The following is a 17385-nucleotide window of genomic DNA, read 5'->3' on the forward strand; positions in this document are numbered from 1 at the left end:
CCCGCTTCAAGAATGGGTTCCTCAACGAAAGGAACCGGTCATGGAACGAGGAACGGTATTGGTGCTCGGTGCAACGGGCGGCATCGGCGGTGAAACCACGGCAGCCCTGCTGCGGCGCGGCTGGCAGGTGCGGGCCCTGGCGCGCGACCCGGCCAAGGCGGCGGCACAGTGGCCGGCCGGCACGACGGCGCCGCAATGGCTGGCGGGCGACGCGATGGACGCCGACCGCGTGGTCGCCGCCGCCCGCGGCGCCTCGCTGATCGTGCACGCGGTCAACCCGCCGGGCTACCGCCACTGGAATACGCTGGTGCTGCCGATGCTCGAGAGCACGATCCGCGCAGCCGAAGTCTCGGGCGCCCGCATCGTGCTGCCCGGCACGGTCTACAACTACGGGCCCGACGCCTTCCCCGACATCGCCGAAAACGCGCCACAGCACCCGCAGACGCGCAAAGGCGCGATCCGCGTGCAGATGGAGCAGCGCCTGCGCGCGGCGGCCGAGCGCGGCGTGCGCACGCTGATCGTGCGAGCCGGCGACTTCTTCGGCCCGCACGCCGGCAACAACTGGTTCTCGCAGGGCCTCGTCAAGCCCGGCCAGCCGCTGGCCGCCATCACCGACCCGGCGCGGCCGGGCATCGGCCACCAATGGGCCTACCTGCCGGACGTGGCCGAGACCATCGTGCAACTGGTCGAACGCGAGGCTGCGCTGCAAGCCTTCGACAGCTTCCACATGGGCGGCCACTGGGACGCCGACGGCACCCGGATGCAGGCGGCGATCCGGCGCGCCAGCGGCCAGCCCGAATTGCCCGTCCGACGCTTCCCGTGGTGGCTGGTCGCGCTGGCCTCACCGTTCGTGCCCGTGTTTCGCGAGCTGCGCGAGATGCGCTACCTCTGGCAGCAGCCGGTGCGCCTCGACAACGCGCGGCTGCTGGCGCTGCTCGGCAGCGAGCCGCACACGCCGATCGACCTCGCGGTCGGGGCCACGCTCGAAGGCCTGGGCTGCCTGCGGTCGACGCCGGCAGCGGGCGCTAGCCACTTCCCGCAAGCGCGCCCGGCCGACCCGGCCTAGAGTGGTCCACGCTCACAGCAGGACCGACCGGAACCAGGCATGAATTACACGCACGAACACCTCGAGATCCAGAAGACGATGCGCCGCTTCATCGACGAGGAAATCAATCCACACGTCGACGAATGGGAGGCGGCCGAGAGCTTCCCGGCCCACGAGGTGTTCGCCAAGCTCGGCGCGCTGGGCCTGCTCGGGCTCAACAAGCCGGAGGAATACGGCGGCGCCGGCCTCGACTACTCCTACGCGATGGCGATGGCCGAGGCGCTGGGCCACGTGAGCTGCGGCGGCGTGCCGATGGCCATCGGCGTGCAGACCGACATGTGCACCCCGGCGCTGGCCCGCTTCGGCAGCGACGAACTGCGCCGCGAGTTCCTGGCGCCCGCGATCGCAGGCCAGACCGTGGGCTGCATCGGTGTCAGCGAACCCGGCGCCGGCAGCGATGTCGCCGGCCTCAAGAGCCATGCGCGAAAAGACGGCGGCGACTACCTGATCAGCGGCCAGAAGATGTGGATCACCAACAGCCTGCAGGCCGACTGGATGTGCATGCTGGTCAACACCAGCGACGGCCCCGCGCATCGCAACAAGTCGCTGATCATGGTGCCGATGGACAGCCCCGGCATCGAAAAGGCGAGGAAGATCCGCAAGATCGGCATGCACTCGAGCGACACCGGCCTGATCTACTTCGACGAGGTCCGGGTGCCGCAGCGCTATCGCATCGGCGGGGAAGGCCAGGGCTTCGTCTACCAGATGCAGCAGTTCCAGGAAGAGCGCCTGTGGTGCGCGGCGAGTTCGCTGGCGCCGCTCGACGAGTGCATCGCCGACACCATCGAATGGGCGCAGCAGCGCAAGCTGTTCGGCGGCACGCTGGCCGACCAGCAGTGGGTGCAGTTCAAGCTGGCCGAACTCAAGACCGAGGTGGAAGCGCTGCGCGCGCTGACCTACCGCGCCTGCGACCTGCACGTGCAGGGCCAGGACGTGACCGAACTGGCCTCGATGGCCAAACTCAAGACCGGCCGGCTCACGCGCGAGGTGTCCGACACCTGCCTGCAGTTCTGGGGCGGCATGGGATTCACCTGGGAGAACCGGGTCTCGCGGCTCTTCCGCGACGGCCGCCTGGCCTCGATCGGCGGCGGCGCCGACGAGGTGATGCTCGGCATCCTCGCCAAGACCATGGGCATCGCGAAGCGGCCGCCGCGGGAATGACGGCAGCCGCCCGGGCTCCTACCGATCGCGCGCCGGGGTCGCGGCCTGCAGCGCGCGCAGCTTGTCCTTCTTGCTCGGCCGCTTGCCCTTGACGCCGCCGGTGCCCGGCTCGCCCGCGGGCGCGGGCGGCGGCACCTCGACCGGCTCGAAGCCGGCCACCCGCTCGCGCGGCACGTTGAGGCCCTGGCGCTTCTCGATCAGCCTGAAATGCGCCTCGGTCGCGGCGCTGACGAAGCTCACCGCGACGCCGCTTTCGCCGGCCCGGCCGGTGCGGCCGATCCGGTGCACGTAGTCGACCGACGAGCGCGGCAGGTCGAAATTCACCACCACCGGCAACTGCGCGACGTCGATGCCGCGGGCCGCCAGGTCGGTGGCCACCACCACCTGCACCCGGGAAGCCTTGAAGTCGGCCAGCACCTGCGTGCGCTTGCCCTGGCTCAGCACGCCATGGAAGGGTTCGGCCTCGACACCGGCGCGGCGCAGCTTGTCGGCCACGATCTCGGCGCCATGCTTGGTGGCGACGAAGACCAGCACGCGGGTCCAGCCGCTGTCCTTGATCAGCTGGCGCAGCAACTGGGTGCGGCGGCTGGCGTCGACCTCGATCGCACGCTGCTGGATGGCCGCTGGCTCCCCGGCCGGCTCGGCCTCCACCTCGACGCGCACCGGCTCCTTCAACAGGCTGTCGGCCAGCGACTGGATCGCCTGCGGGAAGGTGGCCGAGAACAGCAGGTTCTGGCGCCGCGCCGGCAACAGCGCCAGGATGCGGCCCAGTTCCTCGGCGAAGCCGAGATCGAACAGGCGGTCGGCCTCGTCGAGCACCAGCGTGGCCACCGACGACAGCCTGAGCGCGCGATGGTCGATCAGGTCGAGCAGGCGGCCCGGCGTCGCGACCATGATGTCGGCGCCGCCGCGCAGCGCCATCATCTGCGGGTTGATCGAGACGCCGCCGAAAGCCACCGCGATGCGCACCGGCGCCGGCAGGTGCTGCGCCAGGCTGCGCATCGACTCGCCGACCTGCGCGGCGAGCTCGCGCGTGGGAACCAGCACCAGCACCTGCAGGCGGCGGGGCGACTGGCGGGGCTGGCCGGCGAGCGCCTGCAGCAGCGGCAGCGAGAATGCCGCAGTCTTGCCGGAGCCGGTCCGGGCCGCGCCCAGCAGGTCACGTCCCTGCAGGATCGCCGGGATGGCTTCGAGCTGGATCGCGGTGGGCGCGACGTAGCCCTTGTCGGTGGCGGCGCGCACCAGGGCGGGATCGAGTCCGAGCGATTGAAATGGCATGGATGGAGGCACGGGATAGGGCGTTGAGAATGACGGAGCATAGCTACCATCCACCAGGCGACACAGCAACGATGAATTCCGAGGACCTCGACAAGCTCGTCAGCCGCGAGATGCCGTTCGGCAAATACAAGGGCAGGCTGATTGCCGACCTGCCCGGCAACTACCTGACCTGGTTCGCCCGCGAAGGCTTCCCGCCCGGGGAAATCGGCCGCCTGCTGTCGCTGATGCACGAAATCGACCACAACGGGCTCAAAGGGCTGCTGAACCCGCTGCGCAGGCGGCCGCCGGGCTGATTTCGTCTCTTTTTTCAGCCCCGGAACAAATAATCACTCGAATTTCTAGCGGAAGTTCACACAAAAGTCTGATAGTGCACGACAATGCTGGAGCGTTTCTGGCAGTCACTGCCAGTTTCGTGAACCGGTGATCGGTCAGTTTCGCGCCACAGCGCCACTTATGTTTGTTGTGATACTGGGACTCCATCGCTTTGTTTTTTTGGTTTGATTAGGAGTCCCTCCATGGGCAAGAAACTTTACGTAGGCAACCTCGCTTACTCCATCCGCGACAACGACCTCGAACAGGCTTTCAGCCAGTACGGCTCGGTCGCCAGCGCCAAGGTCATGATGGAACGCGACAGCGGTCGCTCCAAGGGCTTCGGCTTTGTCGAAATGGGCACCGACGCGGAAGCGCTGGCTGCCATCGAAGGCCTGAACGGCCAAGCACTCGACGGCCGCAGCCTGACCGTCAATGAAGCACGTCCGATGGAGCCCCGCTCGCCCGGCGGCTTCGGCGGTGGCGGCGGCCGCAGCGGCGGCGGCGGTGGCTACGGCGGCGGCGGTGGTGGCGGCTACGGTGGTGGTGGTGGTGGTGGCGGCAACCGCAGCGGCGGTGGCGGCTACGGCGGCGGCGGCGGTGGCCGCGGCGGCTACTAAGCCCTCCCCAGCTTCAAGCAAAAAAGGCTCCTTCGGGAGCCTTTTTCGTTGGCGCGCCAGCGCTCGGTACGTGGAAGTCCGTACAGTGCTGGTCAGCCCACCGTCAGGCGCTGGCGACGACCCTCGAGGCAACTTCAACGAGGATCGAGACAATGCGCATCAAGAGTCAGGCCGACTTCTATTCAGGAGTCATGTTCGCAGCGGTGGGGGCGGCGTTTGCCATCGGCGCCACCACCTACAACATCGGCGATGGGGCCCGCATGGGGCCCGGCTACTTCCCGCTCATGCTGGGCATCCTGCTGGCTGTCCTTGGCGCCCTTGTCATGTTCCAGTCGCTGGTGGTCGAGACGGTCGACGGCGACCCGATCGGCAAATGGGCCTGGAAGCCGCTGTTCTTCGTCATCGTGGCCAACCTCGCCTTCGGCGTGTTGCTGGGCGGACTGCCGAGCATCGGCGTGCCGGCCATGGGCATGATCATCGCGATCTACGCGCTGACCATCATCTCCAGCCTCGCGGGCGAGCACTTCAAGCTGCGCGACGTGCTGGTTCTCTCGACCATCCTGGCGGCAGGCAGCTACGTGGCGTTCATCTGGGCGCTCAAGTTGCAGATCCAGGTCTGGCCCACCTTCATTTCGGGCTGAGGACACCGCCATGGAACTGTTTCACAACCTCGCGATCGGCTTCGGCGTCGCCTTCACCTTCACCAACCTGCTGTACTGCCTGGTCGGCTGTATCCTGGGCACGCTGATCGGCGTGCTGCCGGGCATCGGCCCGGTCGCCACCATCGCGATGCTGCTGCCCGCGACCTACGCGCTGCCGCCGGTGTCGGCCCTCATCATGCTGGCCGGCATCTACTACGGCGCCCAGTACGGCGGCTCCACCACCGCCATCCTGGTCAACCTGCCGGGCGAATCGTCCTCGGTCGTGACCTGCATCGACGGCTACCAGATGGCGCGACAGGGGCGAGCGGGGCCTGCGCTGGCCGCGGCCGGCCTGGGTTCGTTCTTCGCCGGCTGCGTCGGCACGCTGATCCTGGCGGCCTTCGCGCCGCCGCTGACCGAGCTGGCGTTCAAGTTCGGCCCGGCCGAGTACTTCTCGCTGATGGTGCTGGGCCTGATCGGCGCCGTGGTGCTGGCCTCGGGCTCGCTGCTCAAGGCGGTCGCGATGATCGTGCTGGGCCTGCTGCTCGGCATCGTCGGCACCGACGTCAATTCGGGCGTGGCGCGCTTCAGCTTCGACATTCCTGAACTCACCGACGGCATCGGCTTCGTCGTGATCGCGATGGGCGTGTTCGGCTACGGCGAAATCATCGGCAACCTGTCGCAGCCCGACGAGGAGCGCGAGGTGTTCACCTCCGAGGTCAAGGGCCTGTGGCCGACCAAGGACGACTTCAAGCGCATGACGCCCGCGGTGCTGCGCGGCACGGCGCTGGGCTCGGCGCTCGGCATCCTGCCCGGCGGCGGTGCGCTGCTGGCTTCGTTCGCGGCCTATGCGCTCGAGAAGAAGATCCGCATGCGGCCCGGCGAAGTACCCTTCGGCAAGGGCAACATCCGCGGCGTGGCATCGCCCGAGTCGGCCAACAACGCCGGCGCCCAGACCTCCTTCATCCCGCTGCTGACGCTTGGCATCCCGCCCAACGCGGTGATGGCGCTGATGGTCGGCGCGATGACGATCCACAACATCCAGCCCGGCCCGCAGGTGATGACCAGCAACCCGGAGCTGTTCTGGGGCCTGATCGCCTCGATGTGGATCGGCAACGCGATGCTGATCATCCTGAACCTGCCGCTGATCGGCATGTGGATCAAGCTGCTGACGGTGCCCTACAAGTTCCTGTTCCCGGCGATCGTGCTGTTCTGCGCCATCGGCGTGTACTCGACCAACAACAACACCTTCGACATCTGGATGGTGGCGGCCTTCGGCTTCATCGGCTATCTGTTCATCAAGCTCCGGACCGAGCCGGCGCCGCTGCTGCTGGGCTTCATCCTGGGGCCGATGATGGAAGAGAACCTGCGCCGTGCGCTGCTGCTGTCGCGCGGCACGTGGAGCGTGTTCGTGACGCGGCCGCTGTCGGCCGGGTTGCTGGTGGCGGCCTGCCTGCTGCTCGGGATCGTGCTGCTGCCGTCGATCAAGGCGAAGCGGGAAGAAGCCTTCGTCGAAGAATAAGCCGGCCCCGCCCCGGGGGGTGCCGTGCCCCCCGGAGGCTGTGTTCTCAGGCGTTGCGCTCGACGATGAAGCTCACGACGGTGGTGGCACTGCCGCCGATGTTGAGCGTCGCAAAGCGCCGGGCGCCCTCGACCTGGCAATCGCCGGCCCGCCCCGCCACCTGGCGCGCGGCGTCGAGCACCATGCGCACGCCGGTGGCGCCCACCGGGTGGCCCAGGCCGATCAGCCCGCCGCTCGGGTTGACCGGCAGGCGGCCGCCCCGTTCGATGGTGCCGGCCTCGATGGCGCGCCAGCTCTCGCCTGGCGCGGTGATGCCGAAGTGGTCGATCGCCATGTACTCGGTGGTGGTGAAGCAATCGTGCGTCTCGATGCCGTCGAGCTGCCACACGTCCGCGATGCCGGCGCGGCGGAATGCACCCTGGACCGCCTCGCGCACATGCGGGAACACGTAGGCCTGGCCGGCACTGGCCTGCAGCTTGGGATCGAGCTTCAGGTGCGCCGTACGGTGACCCCAGCCGGCGATGCGCGGCAGCGCGTCCAGCGACTGGCCCCGCCGCCTGGCCCATGCCTCGGCGAAGCGCGGCGACGCGAGAATCACGGCTGCGGCGCCGTCGGTGACCTGGCCGCAATCCTGGCGCCGGATCATGCCCTCGATCACGGGATTGGCTGCATCGTCGGCGGTGAAGCTGGCCTCGGTGTAGTCCCACGCTCGCGTCTGCGCGAACGGGTTGCGGCGCGCGTTCGAGATGTTGATCTCGGCGATGCGCGCCAGATGCTCGTACTTCAGTCCATAGCGCCGCTCGTACTCCTGCCCCACCCGATGGAACATGTGCGGCCACACGTAGGTCGCCCCGGCGCCTTCCTCGCCCACCCAGGTCGCGGCACCCAGGTGCTGTGCGGCCACGGCGCCGGGCACGTTGCGCTCCAGCTCCACGCCGGTGACCAGCACGCAATCGTAGCGGCCGCACTCGATCTCGGCCGTGGCGGCCAGCATCGCGATGCTGCCCGACGCGCAGGCCGCCTCGTGCCGCCCCGCGGGCGTGCCGTAGAAGCCGGGGTCGATCGCCGCGAGCATGCCGCCCAGCTGACCCTGCCCGGCGAAGAGTTCGCCGACGAAATTGCCGACATGGCCGGATTCGATCTCGCGCGGCTCCAGCGCGGCATCGGCGAGCGCGCCCTGCACCGCGTCGCGCATCAGCTCGAACAGGCCATCGCCGGCGCGTGACGCGTGGCGTGCGAAATCGGTCTGGTGACCGCCGAGGATGTAGACCGGGGTGGGAGTCATGCACTTCTTTCCGAGGTGATGGCGGCAAGCTGCCGGGCGGCCTCGCGCAGAGGTGCCTTGACGAGCTTGCCATTGAGGTTGCGCGGCAGCGGCGTCGCGCTGACGGTGACGAAATCGGGTGTCTTGTAGTCGGCCAGCGTGCGACGGCACAGCGCACGCACGGCCTCGGCATCCACGGGCTCGGTGGCATGCACGAACACGTGCACGCGCTCGCCCAGCACCGGGCAGGGGCTCGCGACCGCAGCCACCTCGATCACGCCCGGGTGGCGCTGGATCACGTTTTCGAGCTCCACGCAGTACACCTTGAAACCGCCGCGGTTGATCATGTCCTTGATGCGGTCGAACACGCGCACGAAGCCTTCGGCATCGATGCTGCCGATGTCGCCCGAGCGCCAGTAGCCGGCCACGAACGCGTCCCGCGTGGCCTCGGGGTTGGCCCAGTAGCCGATGGCGTTGCCGGGGCTTCGGATCCACAGTTCGCCCGATTCGCCGGTGGCCACTTCGCGGCCGGCGGTGTCGAGCACGCGGATATCGACGCATGGCACCACGGTGCCGACGGTGTCGGGCTTGCGCGCCGCGTCGCCGCGCTCGGTGAGCGTGACCGCCGAAGTCGTCTCGGTGGCGCCGAAGCCGTTGTAGAGCGCGAGGCCGGGCAATGCCGCTGCCAGTCGCGCAATCGTGATCTCGGGCATCGCTGCGCCGCCGAAATGGCCGATGCGCCAGCACGACAGGTCGCGCCCGGGCAGCGAGGGATGCAGCAGGCAGAGGTTGTACATGGCCGGGACCATGACCGCGGCCGTGACGCGCCGCGCCTCGATTTCGGCCAGGGCTTCGCCCGCGCCGAACTGCCGCAGGCACACCAGGCAGCCGCCCACCTGCAGCGCGACGACCACCACCGCCAGCAGGCCCGAGATGTGCGAAGCCGGGATCGCCAGCAGCATGCGGTCGTCGGCGGTGTAGCCGAAGCGGCGCACGTAGTGGCGCGCGGTATGAAAGAAGCCCAGGTGGGACAGCACCGCACCCTTCGGGTGCCCGGTGGTGCCCGAGGTGTACATGATGCAGGCGGCCCGGGTGTCTTCGAAGTCCGCGCCGACCGGCGCATCGTCGCCGGCGGCCAGCAGTGCCGCATACGAAAGCGCGCCCGGCCGCAGCGCCGCATCGAGGCCGCGCTCCTCGATGCACACGGTGCAATGCACGCCGGCCATGTCGGCCGGCGGCGGCAGCCGGTCGGCCAGGGAGGCGTCGAACACCAGCGCTGCAGCACCGCACTGGTTGAGCATGTAGCCGAGCTCCGCCGCGCTCTGCCGGGTGCCGATCGGCACTGCGATCGCGCCGAGCCGCCAGATGCCGGCCAGCAGCACGATGAACTCGGACCGATTGCCGACGAACAGCGCGACCCGGTCGCCGCTCGCCACGCCGCGCGCGGCGAGTCCGCTCGCGACCCGGTCGGCCAGGCGGTCGAGCATGCGGTAGCTCAGCGTCACGGCGCCGTCCTCGACCGCCGGCGCGTCGCCGCGCAGGGCCACCGACGCGCGCAGCATCGCGTCGAGGTTGCGCGGCCGCTCGGCATAGCACGGCACCAGCCGATCGCCGTAGAGCGCCTCCAGGCGCAGCGCGTCGCCCTGCGGGGTGAAAGTCGGACCGCTCATGATGCCGCCCTCCCTTCCCGCGCCATGGTCGGCTCGCGCATGCGCACGGCGCCGTCGATGCGCACTACCGAGCCGTTCATCATCCCGTTCTCGATCAGCGCCTGCACCATGTGGGCGAACTCCTCCGGCCGGCCGGGACGCGGCGGAAAGGGCACGTCGTCGATCAGCGTGCGCCGCGTGTGCGTGGGCACGACCTCGTACATCCCGGTCTCGAAGGTGCCCGGCGCGAGCGCCACCACGCGGATGCCGAAGCGCGCGAGCTCGCGCGCCAGCGGCAGCGTCATGCTGGCCACGCCGGCCTTCGACGAGCCGTAGGCCGCCTGCGCCGAGAGCGCCTCGTAGGCCGCCACCGAGGCGGTGTTGACGACCACGCCGCGGTCCTCGCCGTCGGCGGCGTGGTCGTCGCTCAGGCCCTCGGCGAACAGACGAAGGGTGTTGAAGGTGCCGACCAGGTTGACGTCGATGACGCGGCGGAAGACCTCGAGCTCCCGCGGCACCGGGCGGCCGGTCGCCTTGTCGGTGCGAAACACGCGCGCGGGCCCCAGCACGCCGGCGCAGTTGACCAGGATGCGCGGCAGGCCGAGCGCAGCGCGCACCTGCGCGAAGGCCGCTTCCATGTCGCTGGCTGCGCTCACGTCGCCGCCGATGGCCAGCACCGGCTGCGCGGCGGCGAGCGCATCGAGCGGCGCGCCGGCCAGGTCCAGCGCCGCCACGCGCGCGCCCTGCGCCACCAGGCGCCGCACCGTGGCCCGCCCCAGCCCCGAGGCCGCGCCGGTGACGACGGCCACCGTTCCTTCGATCTGCATCGTTTCTCCTTGGTGAGCGGCGTTCAGACGCGCGCCGGCATGCGCAGCGCGCCGTCGAGGCGGATCACTTCGCCGTTGAGCATCGGGTTGCCGACGATTGCGAGCACCAGCGCCGCGAACTCGCCGGCTTGGCCGGGCCGCTTCGGGAACGGCGGCACGGCGGCGAACACCACATCGCGCGATGGCGGCGCGAGGTTCATCGTCATCGGCGTCTCGAACACGCCAGGCGCGATGCCCATGACGCGGATGCCGTGCTCGCCGAGCTCGCGTGCCAGGGGCAGCACCATGCCGGCCACGCCGCCCTTGGACGCGGCATAGGCGGCCTGCCCGATCTGGCCGTCGAAGGCGGCGATCGAGGCGGTGTTGACGATCACGCCGGCCTCTGCGTCGCCCGCGCGCCCTTCGATCATCTGCGGCACGGCGCAGCGGATGCAATTGATGGCGCCCAGCAGATTGACCTCGATCACGCGCCGGAACTCGGCCAGCGGCATGGCGACGCCGCGGCGCACCACGCTCCCCGGGTCGGCAATGCCGGCGCAGTTGACCAGGATGCCGGTTCGCCCCAGCCGCTCGGCGACCTGGCCGAACACGGACTCGATGCGGTCGGCATCGGCCACGTCGGCCGCGAAGCCGATGGCACCCAGCGCCGCGGCGGCCGCCTCGACGGCCGCCGCATCGCGGTCGATGAGCGCGACGGACGCGCCCGCCGCGCGCAGTGCCTTCGCGGTGGCTGCGCCGAGGCCCGACGCACCGCCCGTGACCACCGCGACCCTGCCCTGCACCCCGGCGCCGATGAACTGCATGCGAACCTCAGTCAGGACGGTTCATCTTGCAGTTGACGGGCAGCTCGGTGACCGGACCCGGCACCTTGGCCACCGTCTTCCAGCCCATCCCCAGGCCTTCGGCGTCGTACTTCACGCCCTTCACGAGCTGAGTGACGTAGAGCGGGTGCGTGGCCTGGTGGTCGGCCTTGCGCATCTGGATCTTGCCGAAGGGCGAGTCGTAGTCCATGCCTTCGAGCGCCTGCGCGATCTTCACGAGATCGGTGGCGTTGCCCACCTTCTCGATGGCGCGCGCCAGCATGTCCATCTGCACGAGGATGGAGGTGTAGTAGAGGTCCTCGCCGAACTTGGCCTTGAAATCCTTCTGATACTTCTCGAGCGCAGGCTGCTTGTCCTCGACCGGCACGTTCGGATGCCACGAAGCGATCTGGAACACGGTGTCCTCGCCGGCCGCTCCGATCGACGTCGGGACGCCGAACAGGCCGCCGTAGTAGGTCAGGTAGCGCGCGTTCAGGCCCGACTCCTTGCTGGCCCGCACCAGCAGCGAGAGGTCGTTGCCCCAGTTGCCGGTGAGCACCGTATCGGCCCCGGACTGCTTGATCTTCAGCACGTAGGGCGAGAAGTCCTTCACCTTGCCGAAGGGATGGAAATCGTCGCCGACGAACTGCACGTCCGGTCGGGCCTTGCCGATGATCTCGCGCGCGTCGGCGCTGACCGAGCGGCCGAAGGCATAGTCCTGGTTGATGAGGTAGATCTTCTTGATCTTCGGGTTCTGCTTCACGTAGTCGGCGATGGCATACATCTTCATCAACTGGTGCGCCTCGAAGCGGAACATCCAGAAGCTGCACTTCTCTCCCGTGAGTTCGGGCAGCGCCGAGCCGTAGTTGAGGTAGAGCACCCGCGACTGCGGATTTCGATCGTTGTGCTTGTCGACCGCGCCCTCCAGGGCGCCGGCGATGCCGGAGTTGCCGGCCTGCACCATGAAGCTGATCTTCTGGTCGACCGTGCTGTTGAGCATTGCGATTGCCTTCGCCGGATCGCCGCCGTTGTCCATCGCCACCACTTCGAGCTTGCGGCCGAGCACGCCGCCGCGCTCGTTGATCAGGTTCACCGCGTAGAGCAGCGTCTTCGACACCGTCACCCCCGTCGAGGCGGTCGGCCCCGAGAAGGTATCGATGTGCGAGATGCGGATCGGCGGCTGCGACTGCGCCGAGGCGGCGAGCGCGCAAACGGCCAATGCCGCCGCAACGCCCAGGGAGCGAGGAAATGCCATGGTGGTCTCCGAGGGATGCCGGCGCGCGGGCGGCGATCCCGTGGTTTTTCTGTTGAGTCAATACAAGTTACCTTGCAGTAACTTCCAGTTAATATAGACAGCCTCACCGGCTCCGTCAAGCGGGCAGACCCCGCACACGGGTGACCGACAATTGCACCCAAGCCATGGTCACAACGCCCAGATCCAAACCGACTCCGAAGGCCGCCCGCTGGAACAACGCGCTGGCCGGCACGCCCGACCCGCGCGAGATCCGCAAGCGCGCGCTGATCGCTGCTGCCGGCCGCACCTTCGGGGTGAAGGGCTTCCACAACACCACGCTCGACGACATCGCGAGCGCACTGTCGGTGACCAAGCCGGCGCTGTATCGCTACGTCAAGAACAAGCACGAGATCCTGTATGAGTGCCATCGCCTGGCAATCGGCATGGCCGAGGAGGCTCTTGAAACGGCGGAGTCCGAAGGCGCCACCGCGCTGGACGCGCTGCGCCTCTTCGTCAGTCTCTACATCCGCAAGATGACCAGCGAACTGGGCACCTGCGTGGTGCTGACGGAGTACTACTCGATGACCGCGCAGCACAACGCCCTGATCCAGCAGCGGAGACGGGTGGTCGACACGCAGCTGCGCGCGCTGGTGAGCCGGTGCGTCGACGAGGGAGCGATCGCGCCGTGCGACCCCAAGCTCGCGGTGTTCTTCTTCATGGGGGCCATCAACAACATCAACCGCTGGTTCACCGACAAGGGCGAAACACAGGGCGATGCGATCGCCGAAGCCTTCGCGGACCACGTGATCCACGGCCTGCGTCCACTGAAGGCATCGAAGCGAAGCGCCCGCTGAGGCTTCGCTCGCGCAAAGAAGAAAGCCGCCCTCGGGCGGCTTCGCGGCTTCCTCGCGCGGGTCGCCGGACGTTCAGGGCGCCAGGTAGTCCGACACCACCTTCCACTTGCCGTCGACGATCTGCGACAGCCGCGACTGGTCATTGCCCAGCCGCTTGGTGGCGCTGAAAGTCATCTTCGGGCTGCCGAACATGTCGGGCTCGAAGGTGCTGCCGTCCATCGCCTTGATGAAGCTGTCGGTGGTCAGGTTCGGACCCGCCTTGTTCGCGGCCTGGATGAAGTCCTGGACGATCATGTAGCCATAGACCGAGAACACGGTCGGATCCTCGTTGAACTTGGTCTTGTACTTGTTGGCCCAGAAGCGCAGCGACTGCGACTGCTCGTCGGTGTAGGGGTTCTGCACCGTCATGGTGGCGTAGATGCCGTCCATCGGCTTGCCGCCCAGCTTGTGGATCAGGTCGGTATAAGCCGCGCTCGATCCCAGGAAGGTCGGGTTGAAGCCGGTCTTGCGCGCCTCGCCCACCGTGCCGATGGTCTCCCGGATGATGGTGCCGAGCACCACCAGGTCGCAATTGGCGGCCTTCATCTTGGCGACCTGGGACGAGAAGTCGGTGGCGCCGCGCTTGAAGGAGGTCTTCTCGGCGAGTTCCATGCCCGCGGCCTTGAGGCCGGCCTCGGCGCCGCGCTGCACCTCGAGGCCGAATTCGTCGTCCTGGTAGATGGTGCAGACCTTCTTGGCGCCCTTGTCCTTGATCATCTTCGGCAGCGCCATGCGGATCTGGTCGTAGTAGGTCGCGGCAAAGGAATACTTGAGCCGGTTGAGCGGCTCGTACATCTCGCGCGCCGCCGTGATCGGGAAGAAGTTCACGATGTTCTTCTCGAACTGCACCGGCATCGCCGCCATGTTCTGCGCGGTGCCGATGTGGCCCGCCATGATGAAGATCTTTTCCTGGTTGACCAGCTTCTGCGCCGCCAGCACGGCCTTCTTGGGGTCGTAGCCCGAGTCCTCGACGAACAGCTTGAGCTTGCGGCCATGCACGCTGCCCTGCTCGTTGAGCTCGTCCACCGCAAGCTGCATGCCGTTGCGCGACTGCTTGCCGAAGCCGGCCAGCGGGCCGGAGAGGTCCTGGATGGTGCCGATGCGGATCTCGTCCTTGCTCACGCCCTGCTGCTGCGCGCTGGCCAGGCCGGCGCCCAGCGCGAGACCGGCCGCGGCGGCCAGGGGGATCAGAGTCTGGGTCTTCATACGGTTGTCTCCTCTAGGTTGGCGGAAGAATGGCGGCTACGCGTACATGGCATCGATGCGCTCGGCGTACTTGGTCTGGACCAGCTTGCGCTTGAGCTTCATGGTCGGCGTGAGCTCCTCGTCCTCGGCGCTGAGTTGCGTTTCGAGAAGGAAGAACTTCTTGATCTGCTCGACCCGCGCGAACTTCGCGTTGACGCGGTCGAGCTCGGCCTGGATCAGGTCCTGCACCTCCTGCGTGCGCGTGAGGCTCTGGTAGTTGCTGAACGGCACGTCATGGTCCTGGGCGAATTTCTCGACGTTCTCCTGGTCGATCATGACGATCACGGTGAGGTAGGGCCTGGCGTCGCCGATCACCACCGCATCGGTGATGTAGGGACTGAACTTGAGCTCGTTCTCGAGTTCGCTCGGCGTGACGTTCTTGCCGCCTGCCGTGATGATGATGTCCTTCATGCGGTCGGTGATGCGGAAATACCCGTCCTCGTCGACCGTGCCGACGTCGCCGGTGTGCAGCCAGCCCTCGGCATCGATGGCCTCGGCCGTCTTCTCCGGCAGGTTCAGGTAGCCCATGAAGACGTTGGTGCCGCGCACCAGGATCTCGCCGGTGGCGGAGTCGATGCGCACTTCGTTGTAGCCCGCGGCCGGGCCGATGGCGCCGGGCTTGATGCGTCCGGCCGGCACGCCGGTGGCGGCGCCGCATGACTCCGTCATGCCCCAGACTTCGAGCATCGGCACGCCGAGCGCGAGGTACCACTTCACGAGTTCGGGTGAGATCGGCGCCGCGCCGGTGACGAGGAATCGCGCGCGGTGGATGCCGATCAGCTTGCGCACGTTGTCGAGCGCCAGCTTGCGCGCGAGCAGGAACTTGAGGCGCAGCAGGCCGCCGACGGGCTGGCCGGCCAGCACGCGGTCGGCGATGTCGGCGCCGACGCCGATGCTCCAGCCGTAGGCCGCCTGCTGCACGCGGCTGGCTTCCTTGAGCGCGATCATCACGCCCGAATAGAACTTCTCCCACACGCGCGGCACCGCGGTGAACACGGTGGGCGCAATCTCGCGCACGTTCTCGGGCACGGTCTCGGGGTTCTCGACAAAGTTGAGGATCGAGCCGGTGTACATCGCGAAGTACTCCCCGCCCATGCGCTCGGCGATGTGGCACAGGGGCAGGAAGCACATGCGCTCGTCGTGCTCGTCCTGCGCCACCAGCGTGTTGTAGCCGCGCGTGGTGTAGACGAGCCCACGGTGGCTGTGCATCGCGCCCTTGGGCTTGCCGGTGGTGCCCGAGGTGTAGACCAGGATCGCCAGGTCGTCGGGGCTGCAGGCGGCGATGCGCTGTTCGAGCTCCTGCGGATGGGCCGCGAGGTAGTCGCGCCCGAGCGCGCGCAGGGCGTCGAGGCTGATGACCTCGGCATCACGGAGGTCGCGCAGGCCTTCCATGTCGAAGACCACGATCTTGCGCAGCAGCGGCAGGCCCGCACGCACCTCGAGCGCCTTGTCGAGCTGCTCGTCGTCCTCGACGAACAGCACGGTGGTGCGCGAGTCCTCGCAGAGGTAGTGCACCTGCGAGGCGGCGTCGGTCGGATAGATGCCGTTGGCCACGCCGCCGCAACTGAGCACCGCGAGATCGCACAGCACCCATTCGATGACCGTATTCGACAGGATCGACGCGCATTCGTGCGGCGCGAAGCCGATCGCCATCAGGCCACCGGCGATCTCGGCCACCGCGTCGGCGGTCTGCTTCCAGGTCCAGCTGCGCCAGATGCCGAGCTTTTTCTGCCGCATCCAGACGGTGTCGCCGCGCAGGCGGGCCGCGTTCCAGAACATCGCGGGCAGGGTCTCCCCCGGGACCACGATGTCGGTGCGCGACTGGATACGGCCCAGGTCCCAGAGGCCGGCAGGTGCCTTGGCGTGCATGGCTTGGCTCATCTCCAGGTCTTCTTCTTCTTCCAGCGCCGCTCGCCGCGCACGCCGTCGTCCTTGAGGCCGAGATAGAACTCCTTGATGTCCTCCTTCTCGCGCAGCCGCTCGCAGGTGTCTTCCATCACGATGCGGCCGTTCTCCAGCACGTAGCCGTAGTCGGAGGCGTTGAGCGCCATGTTGGCGTTCTGCTCGACCAAGAGGATCGTGGTGCCGCGCTCGCGGTTGATGCGCACCACGATCTCGAAGATCTCCTTGGTGAGCTTGGGCGACAGCCCCAGGCTGGGCTCGTCGAGCAGGATCAGGTGCGGCGCGGCCATGATCGCGCGCGAGATGGCCAGCATCTGCTGCTGGCCGCCCGACAGCAGGCCGGCGTCCTGCGCGGCGCGCTCCTTGAGGATCGGGAAGTAGCCGAACACGGTCTCGATGTCGCGCGCCACGCCGTCGCGGTCGCGGCGGGTGTAGGCGCCCATCAGGAGGTTGTCCTTGACGGACAACAGCGGGAAGACCTCGCGGCCTTCGGGCACGTGGCTCAGGCCCTGCTGGACGATGTGCGCGGGGTCCCGGGCCGTGATGTTGCTGCCCTTGAACTCGATGCTGCCCTTGCGCGGATCGATGATGCCCGAGATGGTCTTGAGGATGGTGGTCTTGCCGGCGCCATTGGAGCCCAGCACGGTGGCGATCTCGCCGGCGCGGACCTTGAGGCTGACGCCTCGGATGGCCTTGATGGGGCCGTAGGCGCTCTCCACGTTGAGGAGCTGGAGGACTACGTCGGTCATGGACGTGCCTCACCTTCGGGGTGGCGGCGGCGGGCGGTATGCCCCGGGCCGGCCGACGTCACCGGCCGCTTCGCGGCTGCCCTGCGCTGCTCGCGGTACGCGGGGTCTCGCTCAAACTCGCTTCGCTCAAACAGTCGCGAGCCCTGATCCGCGTACCGCTGCGCTGCTCGGCGGTGCCTCAACGGC

At 68.2% G+C, this 17385-nt stretch carries 16 protein-coding genes; 7 read left to right on the forward strand and 9 right to left on the reverse strand.

The genetic code is table 11. The features are described 5' to 3' along the window. Positions 1 to 40: 40 nt before the first annotated feature. Entirely contained in the window at positions 41 to 1066 is a 1026-nt protein-coding gene (locus AC1D2O_RS31910) for an NAD-dependent epimerase/dehydratase family protein (protein ID WP_478090485.1), read from the forward strand. Positions 1067 to 1105: 39 nt separating this feature from the next. Then, on the forward strand, positions 1106 to 2266 hold the full coding sequence (locus AC1D2O_RS31915; RefSeq protein WP_478158494.1) for an acyl-CoA dehydrogenase family protein: 1161 nt from the start codon (positions 1106 to 1108) through the stop codon (positions 2264 to 2266). Between the two features lie 18 nt (positions 2267 to 2284). Here AC1D2O_RS31915 and AC1D2O_RS31920 read toward each other — a convergent pair whose 3' ends face one another. Beyond that, positions 2285 to 3544 carry a DEAD/DEAH box helicase gene (locus AC1D2O_RS31920; RefSeq protein WP_478090483.1) on the reverse strand — a complete coding sequence of 420 codons (1260 nt, stop codon included), beginning with the start codon at positions 3542 to 3544 and terminating at the stop codon, positions 2285 to 2287. 71 nt (positions 3545 to 3615) lie between these two features. On the opposite strand from AC1D2O_RS31920, the gene AC1D2O_RS31925 reads away from it, so the two are divergent. The 4 genes from AC1D2O_RS31925 to AC1D2O_RS31940 all read left to right on the forward strand — a co-directional run bounded on the left by AC1D2O_RS31925 (position 3616) and on the right by AC1D2O_RS31940 (position 6636). After that, positions 3616 to 3837 (forward strand): DUF3820 family protein, encoded by a 222-nt coding sequence (locus tag AC1D2O_RS31925; RefSeq protein WP_478090482.1) that lies wholly within the window; start codon positions 3616 to 3618, stop codon positions 3835 to 3837. A 222-nt stretch (positions 3838 to 4059) separates the two neighbouring features. Further along, the gene (locus tag AC1D2O_RS31930) at positions 4060 to 4473 is read left to right on the forward strand and encodes an RNA recognition motif domain-containing protein (RefSeq protein WP_478158495.1); all 414 of its coding nucleotides are present in this window, start codon (positions 4060 to 4062) and stop codon (positions 4471 to 4473) included. Positions 4474 to 4625: 152 nt separating this feature from the next. After that, positions 4626 to 5114 (forward strand): tripartite tricarboxylate transporter TctB family protein, encoded by a 489-nt coding sequence (locus tag AC1D2O_RS31935; RefSeq protein WP_478094627.1) that lies wholly within the window; start codon positions 4626 to 4628, stop codon positions 5112 to 5114. A 10-nt stretch (positions 5115 to 5124) separates the two neighbouring features. Next, positions 5125 to 6636: a tripartite tricarboxylate transporter permease gene (locus tag AC1D2O_RS31940; protein ID WP_478094625.1), complete on the forward strand. Its 1512-nt coding sequence runs from the start codon at positions 5125 to 5127 to the stop codon at positions 6634 to 6636. A 46-nt stretch (positions 6637 to 6682) separates the two neighbouring features. On the opposite strand, the gene AC1D2O_RS31945 is transcribed toward AC1D2O_RS31940, so the two are convergent. Genes AC1D2O_RS31945 through AC1D2O_RS31965 form a run of 5 tightly spaced genes read right to left on the reverse strand, consistent with a single transcriptional unit; the run spans position 6683 to position 12431 of the window. Continuing rightward, complete coding sequence (locus AC1D2O_RS31945) at positions 6683 to 7921, reverse strand: acetyl-CoA acetyltransferase (protein ID WP_478158496.1); 1239 nt, start codon at positions 7919 to 7921, stop codon at positions 6683 to 6685. Next, positions 7918 to 9570, reverse strand: coding sequence for a class I adenylate-forming enzyme family protein (locus AC1D2O_RS31950; RefSeq protein WP_478092488.1), 1653 nt, complete (start codon positions 9568 to 9570; stop codon positions 7918 to 7920). The genes AC1D2O_RS31945 and AC1D2O_RS31950 overlap by 4 nt, the downstream gene beginning before the upstream one ends. Continuing rightward, the gene (locus AC1D2O_RS31955) at positions 9567 to 10376 is read right to left on the reverse strand and encodes an SDR family NAD(P)-dependent oxidoreductase (protein ID WP_478092487.1); all 810 of its coding nucleotides are present in this window, start codon (positions 10374 to 10376) and stop codon (positions 9567 to 9569) included. The genes AC1D2O_RS31950 and AC1D2O_RS31955 overlap by 4 nt, the downstream gene beginning before the upstream one ends. Positions 10377 to 10399: 23 nt before the next feature. Next, a complete protein-coding gene (locus tag AC1D2O_RS31960) occupies positions 10400 to 11179 on the reverse strand; it encodes an SDR family NAD(P)-dependent oxidoreductase (RefSeq protein WP_478092485.1) in 780 nt (259 codons plus the stop codon). 7 nt (positions 11180 to 11186) lie between these two features. Further along, positions 11187 to 12431 (reverse strand): branched-chain amino acid ABC transporter substrate-binding protein, encoded by a 1245-nt coding sequence (locus AC1D2O_RS31965; RefSeq protein ID WP_478092483.1) that lies wholly within the window; start codon positions 12429 to 12431, stop codon positions 11187 to 11189. Positions 12432 to 12595: 164 nt separating this feature from the next. Between AC1D2O_RS31965 and AC1D2O_RS31970 the strand changes: the two genes are divergently transcribed. Continuing rightward, positions 12596 to 13264, forward strand: coding sequence for a TetR/AcrR family transcriptional regulator (locus tag AC1D2O_RS31970; protein ID WP_478092482.1), 669 nt, complete (start codon positions 12596 to 12598; stop codon positions 13262 to 13264). 72 nt (positions 13265 to 13336) lie between these two features. Here AC1D2O_RS31970 and AC1D2O_RS31975 read toward each other — a convergent pair whose 3' ends face one another. The 3 genes from AC1D2O_RS31975 to AC1D2O_RS31985 are packed head-to-tail and all read right to left on the reverse strand — an operon-like array spanning position 13337 to position 17199. Next, a complete protein-coding gene (locus AC1D2O_RS31975; RefSeq protein ID WP_478158497.1) occupies positions 13337 to 14509 on the reverse strand; it encodes an ABC transporter substrate-binding protein in 1173 nt (390 codons plus the stop codon). Positions 14510 to 14545: 36 nt separating this feature from the next. Beyond that, positions 14546 to 16429 carry an AMP-dependent synthetase/ligase gene (locus AC1D2O_RS31980; protein WP_478094009.1) on the reverse strand — a complete coding sequence of 628 codons (1884 nt, stop codon included), beginning with the start codon at positions 16427 to 16429 and terminating at the stop codon, positions 14546 to 14548. Next, entirely contained in the window at positions 16426 to 17199 is a 774-nt protein-coding gene (locus AC1D2O_RS31985; RefSeq protein WP_478158498.1) for an ABC transporter ATP-binding protein, read from the reverse strand. The genes AC1D2O_RS31980 and AC1D2O_RS31985 overlap by 4 nt, the downstream gene beginning before the upstream one ends. Positions 17200 to 17385 lie beyond the last annotated feature (186 nt).

The sequence above is a fragment of the Variovorax sp. P1_G12 genome, assembly GCF_056405555.1.

Bases quoted from the DNA above. Each gene is read 5' to 3' on its own strand.
- AC1D2O_RS31910 (WP_478090485.1), top strand. From the start codon at position 41: ATGGAACGAGGAACGGTATTGGTGCTCGGTGCAACGGGCGGCATCGGC.
- AC1D2O_RS31915 (WP_478158494.1), top strand. From the start codon at position 1,106: ATGAATTACACGCACGAACACCTCGAGATCCAGAAGACGATGCGCCGC.
- AC1D2O_RS31920 (WP_478090483.1), bottom strand. From the start codon at position 3,544: ATGCCATTTCAATCGCTCGGACTCGATCCCGCCCTGGTGCGCGCCGCC.
- AC1D2O_RS31925 (WP_478090482.1), top strand. From the start codon at position 3,616: ATGAATTCCGAGGACCTCGACAAGCTCGTCAGCCGCGAGATGCCGTTC.
- AC1D2O_RS31930 (WP_478158495.1), top strand. From the start codon at position 4,060: ATGGGCAAGAAACTTTACGTAGGCAACCTCGCTTACTCCATCCGCGAC.
- AC1D2O_RS31935 (WP_478094627.1), top strand. From the start codon at position 4,626: ATGCGCATCAAGAGTCAGGCCGACTTCTATTCAGGAGTCATGTTCGCA.
- AC1D2O_RS31940 (WP_478094625.1), top strand. From the start codon at position 5,125: ATGGAACTGTTTCACAACCTCGCGATCGGCTTCGGCGTCGCCTTCACC.
- AC1D2O_RS31945 (WP_478158496.1), bottom strand. From the start codon at position 7,921: ATGACTCCCACCCCGGTCTACATCCTCGGCGGTCACCAGACCGATTTC.
- AC1D2O_RS31950 (WP_478092488.1), bottom strand. From the start codon at position 9,570: ATGAGCGGTCCGACTTTCACCCCGCAGGGCGACGCGCTGCGCCTGGAG.
- AC1D2O_RS31955 (WP_478092487.1), bottom strand. From the start codon at position 10,376: ATGCAGATCGAAGGAACGGTGGCCGTCGTCACCGGCGCGGCCTCGGGG.
- AC1D2O_RS31960 (WP_478092485.1), bottom strand. From the start codon at position 11,179: ATGCAGTTCATCGGCGCCGGGGTGCAGGGCAGGGTCGCGGTGGTCACG.
- AC1D2O_RS31965 (WP_478092483.1), bottom strand. From the start codon at position 12,431: ATGGCATTTCCTCGCTCCCTGGGCGTTGCGGCGGCATTGGCCGTTTGC.
- AC1D2O_RS31970 (WP_478092482.1), top strand. From the start codon at position 12,596: ATGGTCACAACGCCCAGATCCAAACCGACTCCGAAGGCCGCCCGCTGG.
- AC1D2O_RS31975 (WP_478158497.1), bottom strand. From the start codon at position 14,509: ATGAAGACCCAGACTCTGATCCCCCTGGCCGCCGCGGCCGGTCTCGCG.
- AC1D2O_RS31980 (WP_478094009.1), bottom strand. From the start codon at position 16,429: ATGAGCCAAGCCATGCACGCCAAGGCACCTGCCGGCCTCTGGGACCTG.
- AC1D2O_RS31985 (WP_478158498.1), bottom strand. From the start codon at position 17,199: ATGACCGACGTAGTCCTCCAGCTCCTCAACGTGGAGAGCGCCTACGGC.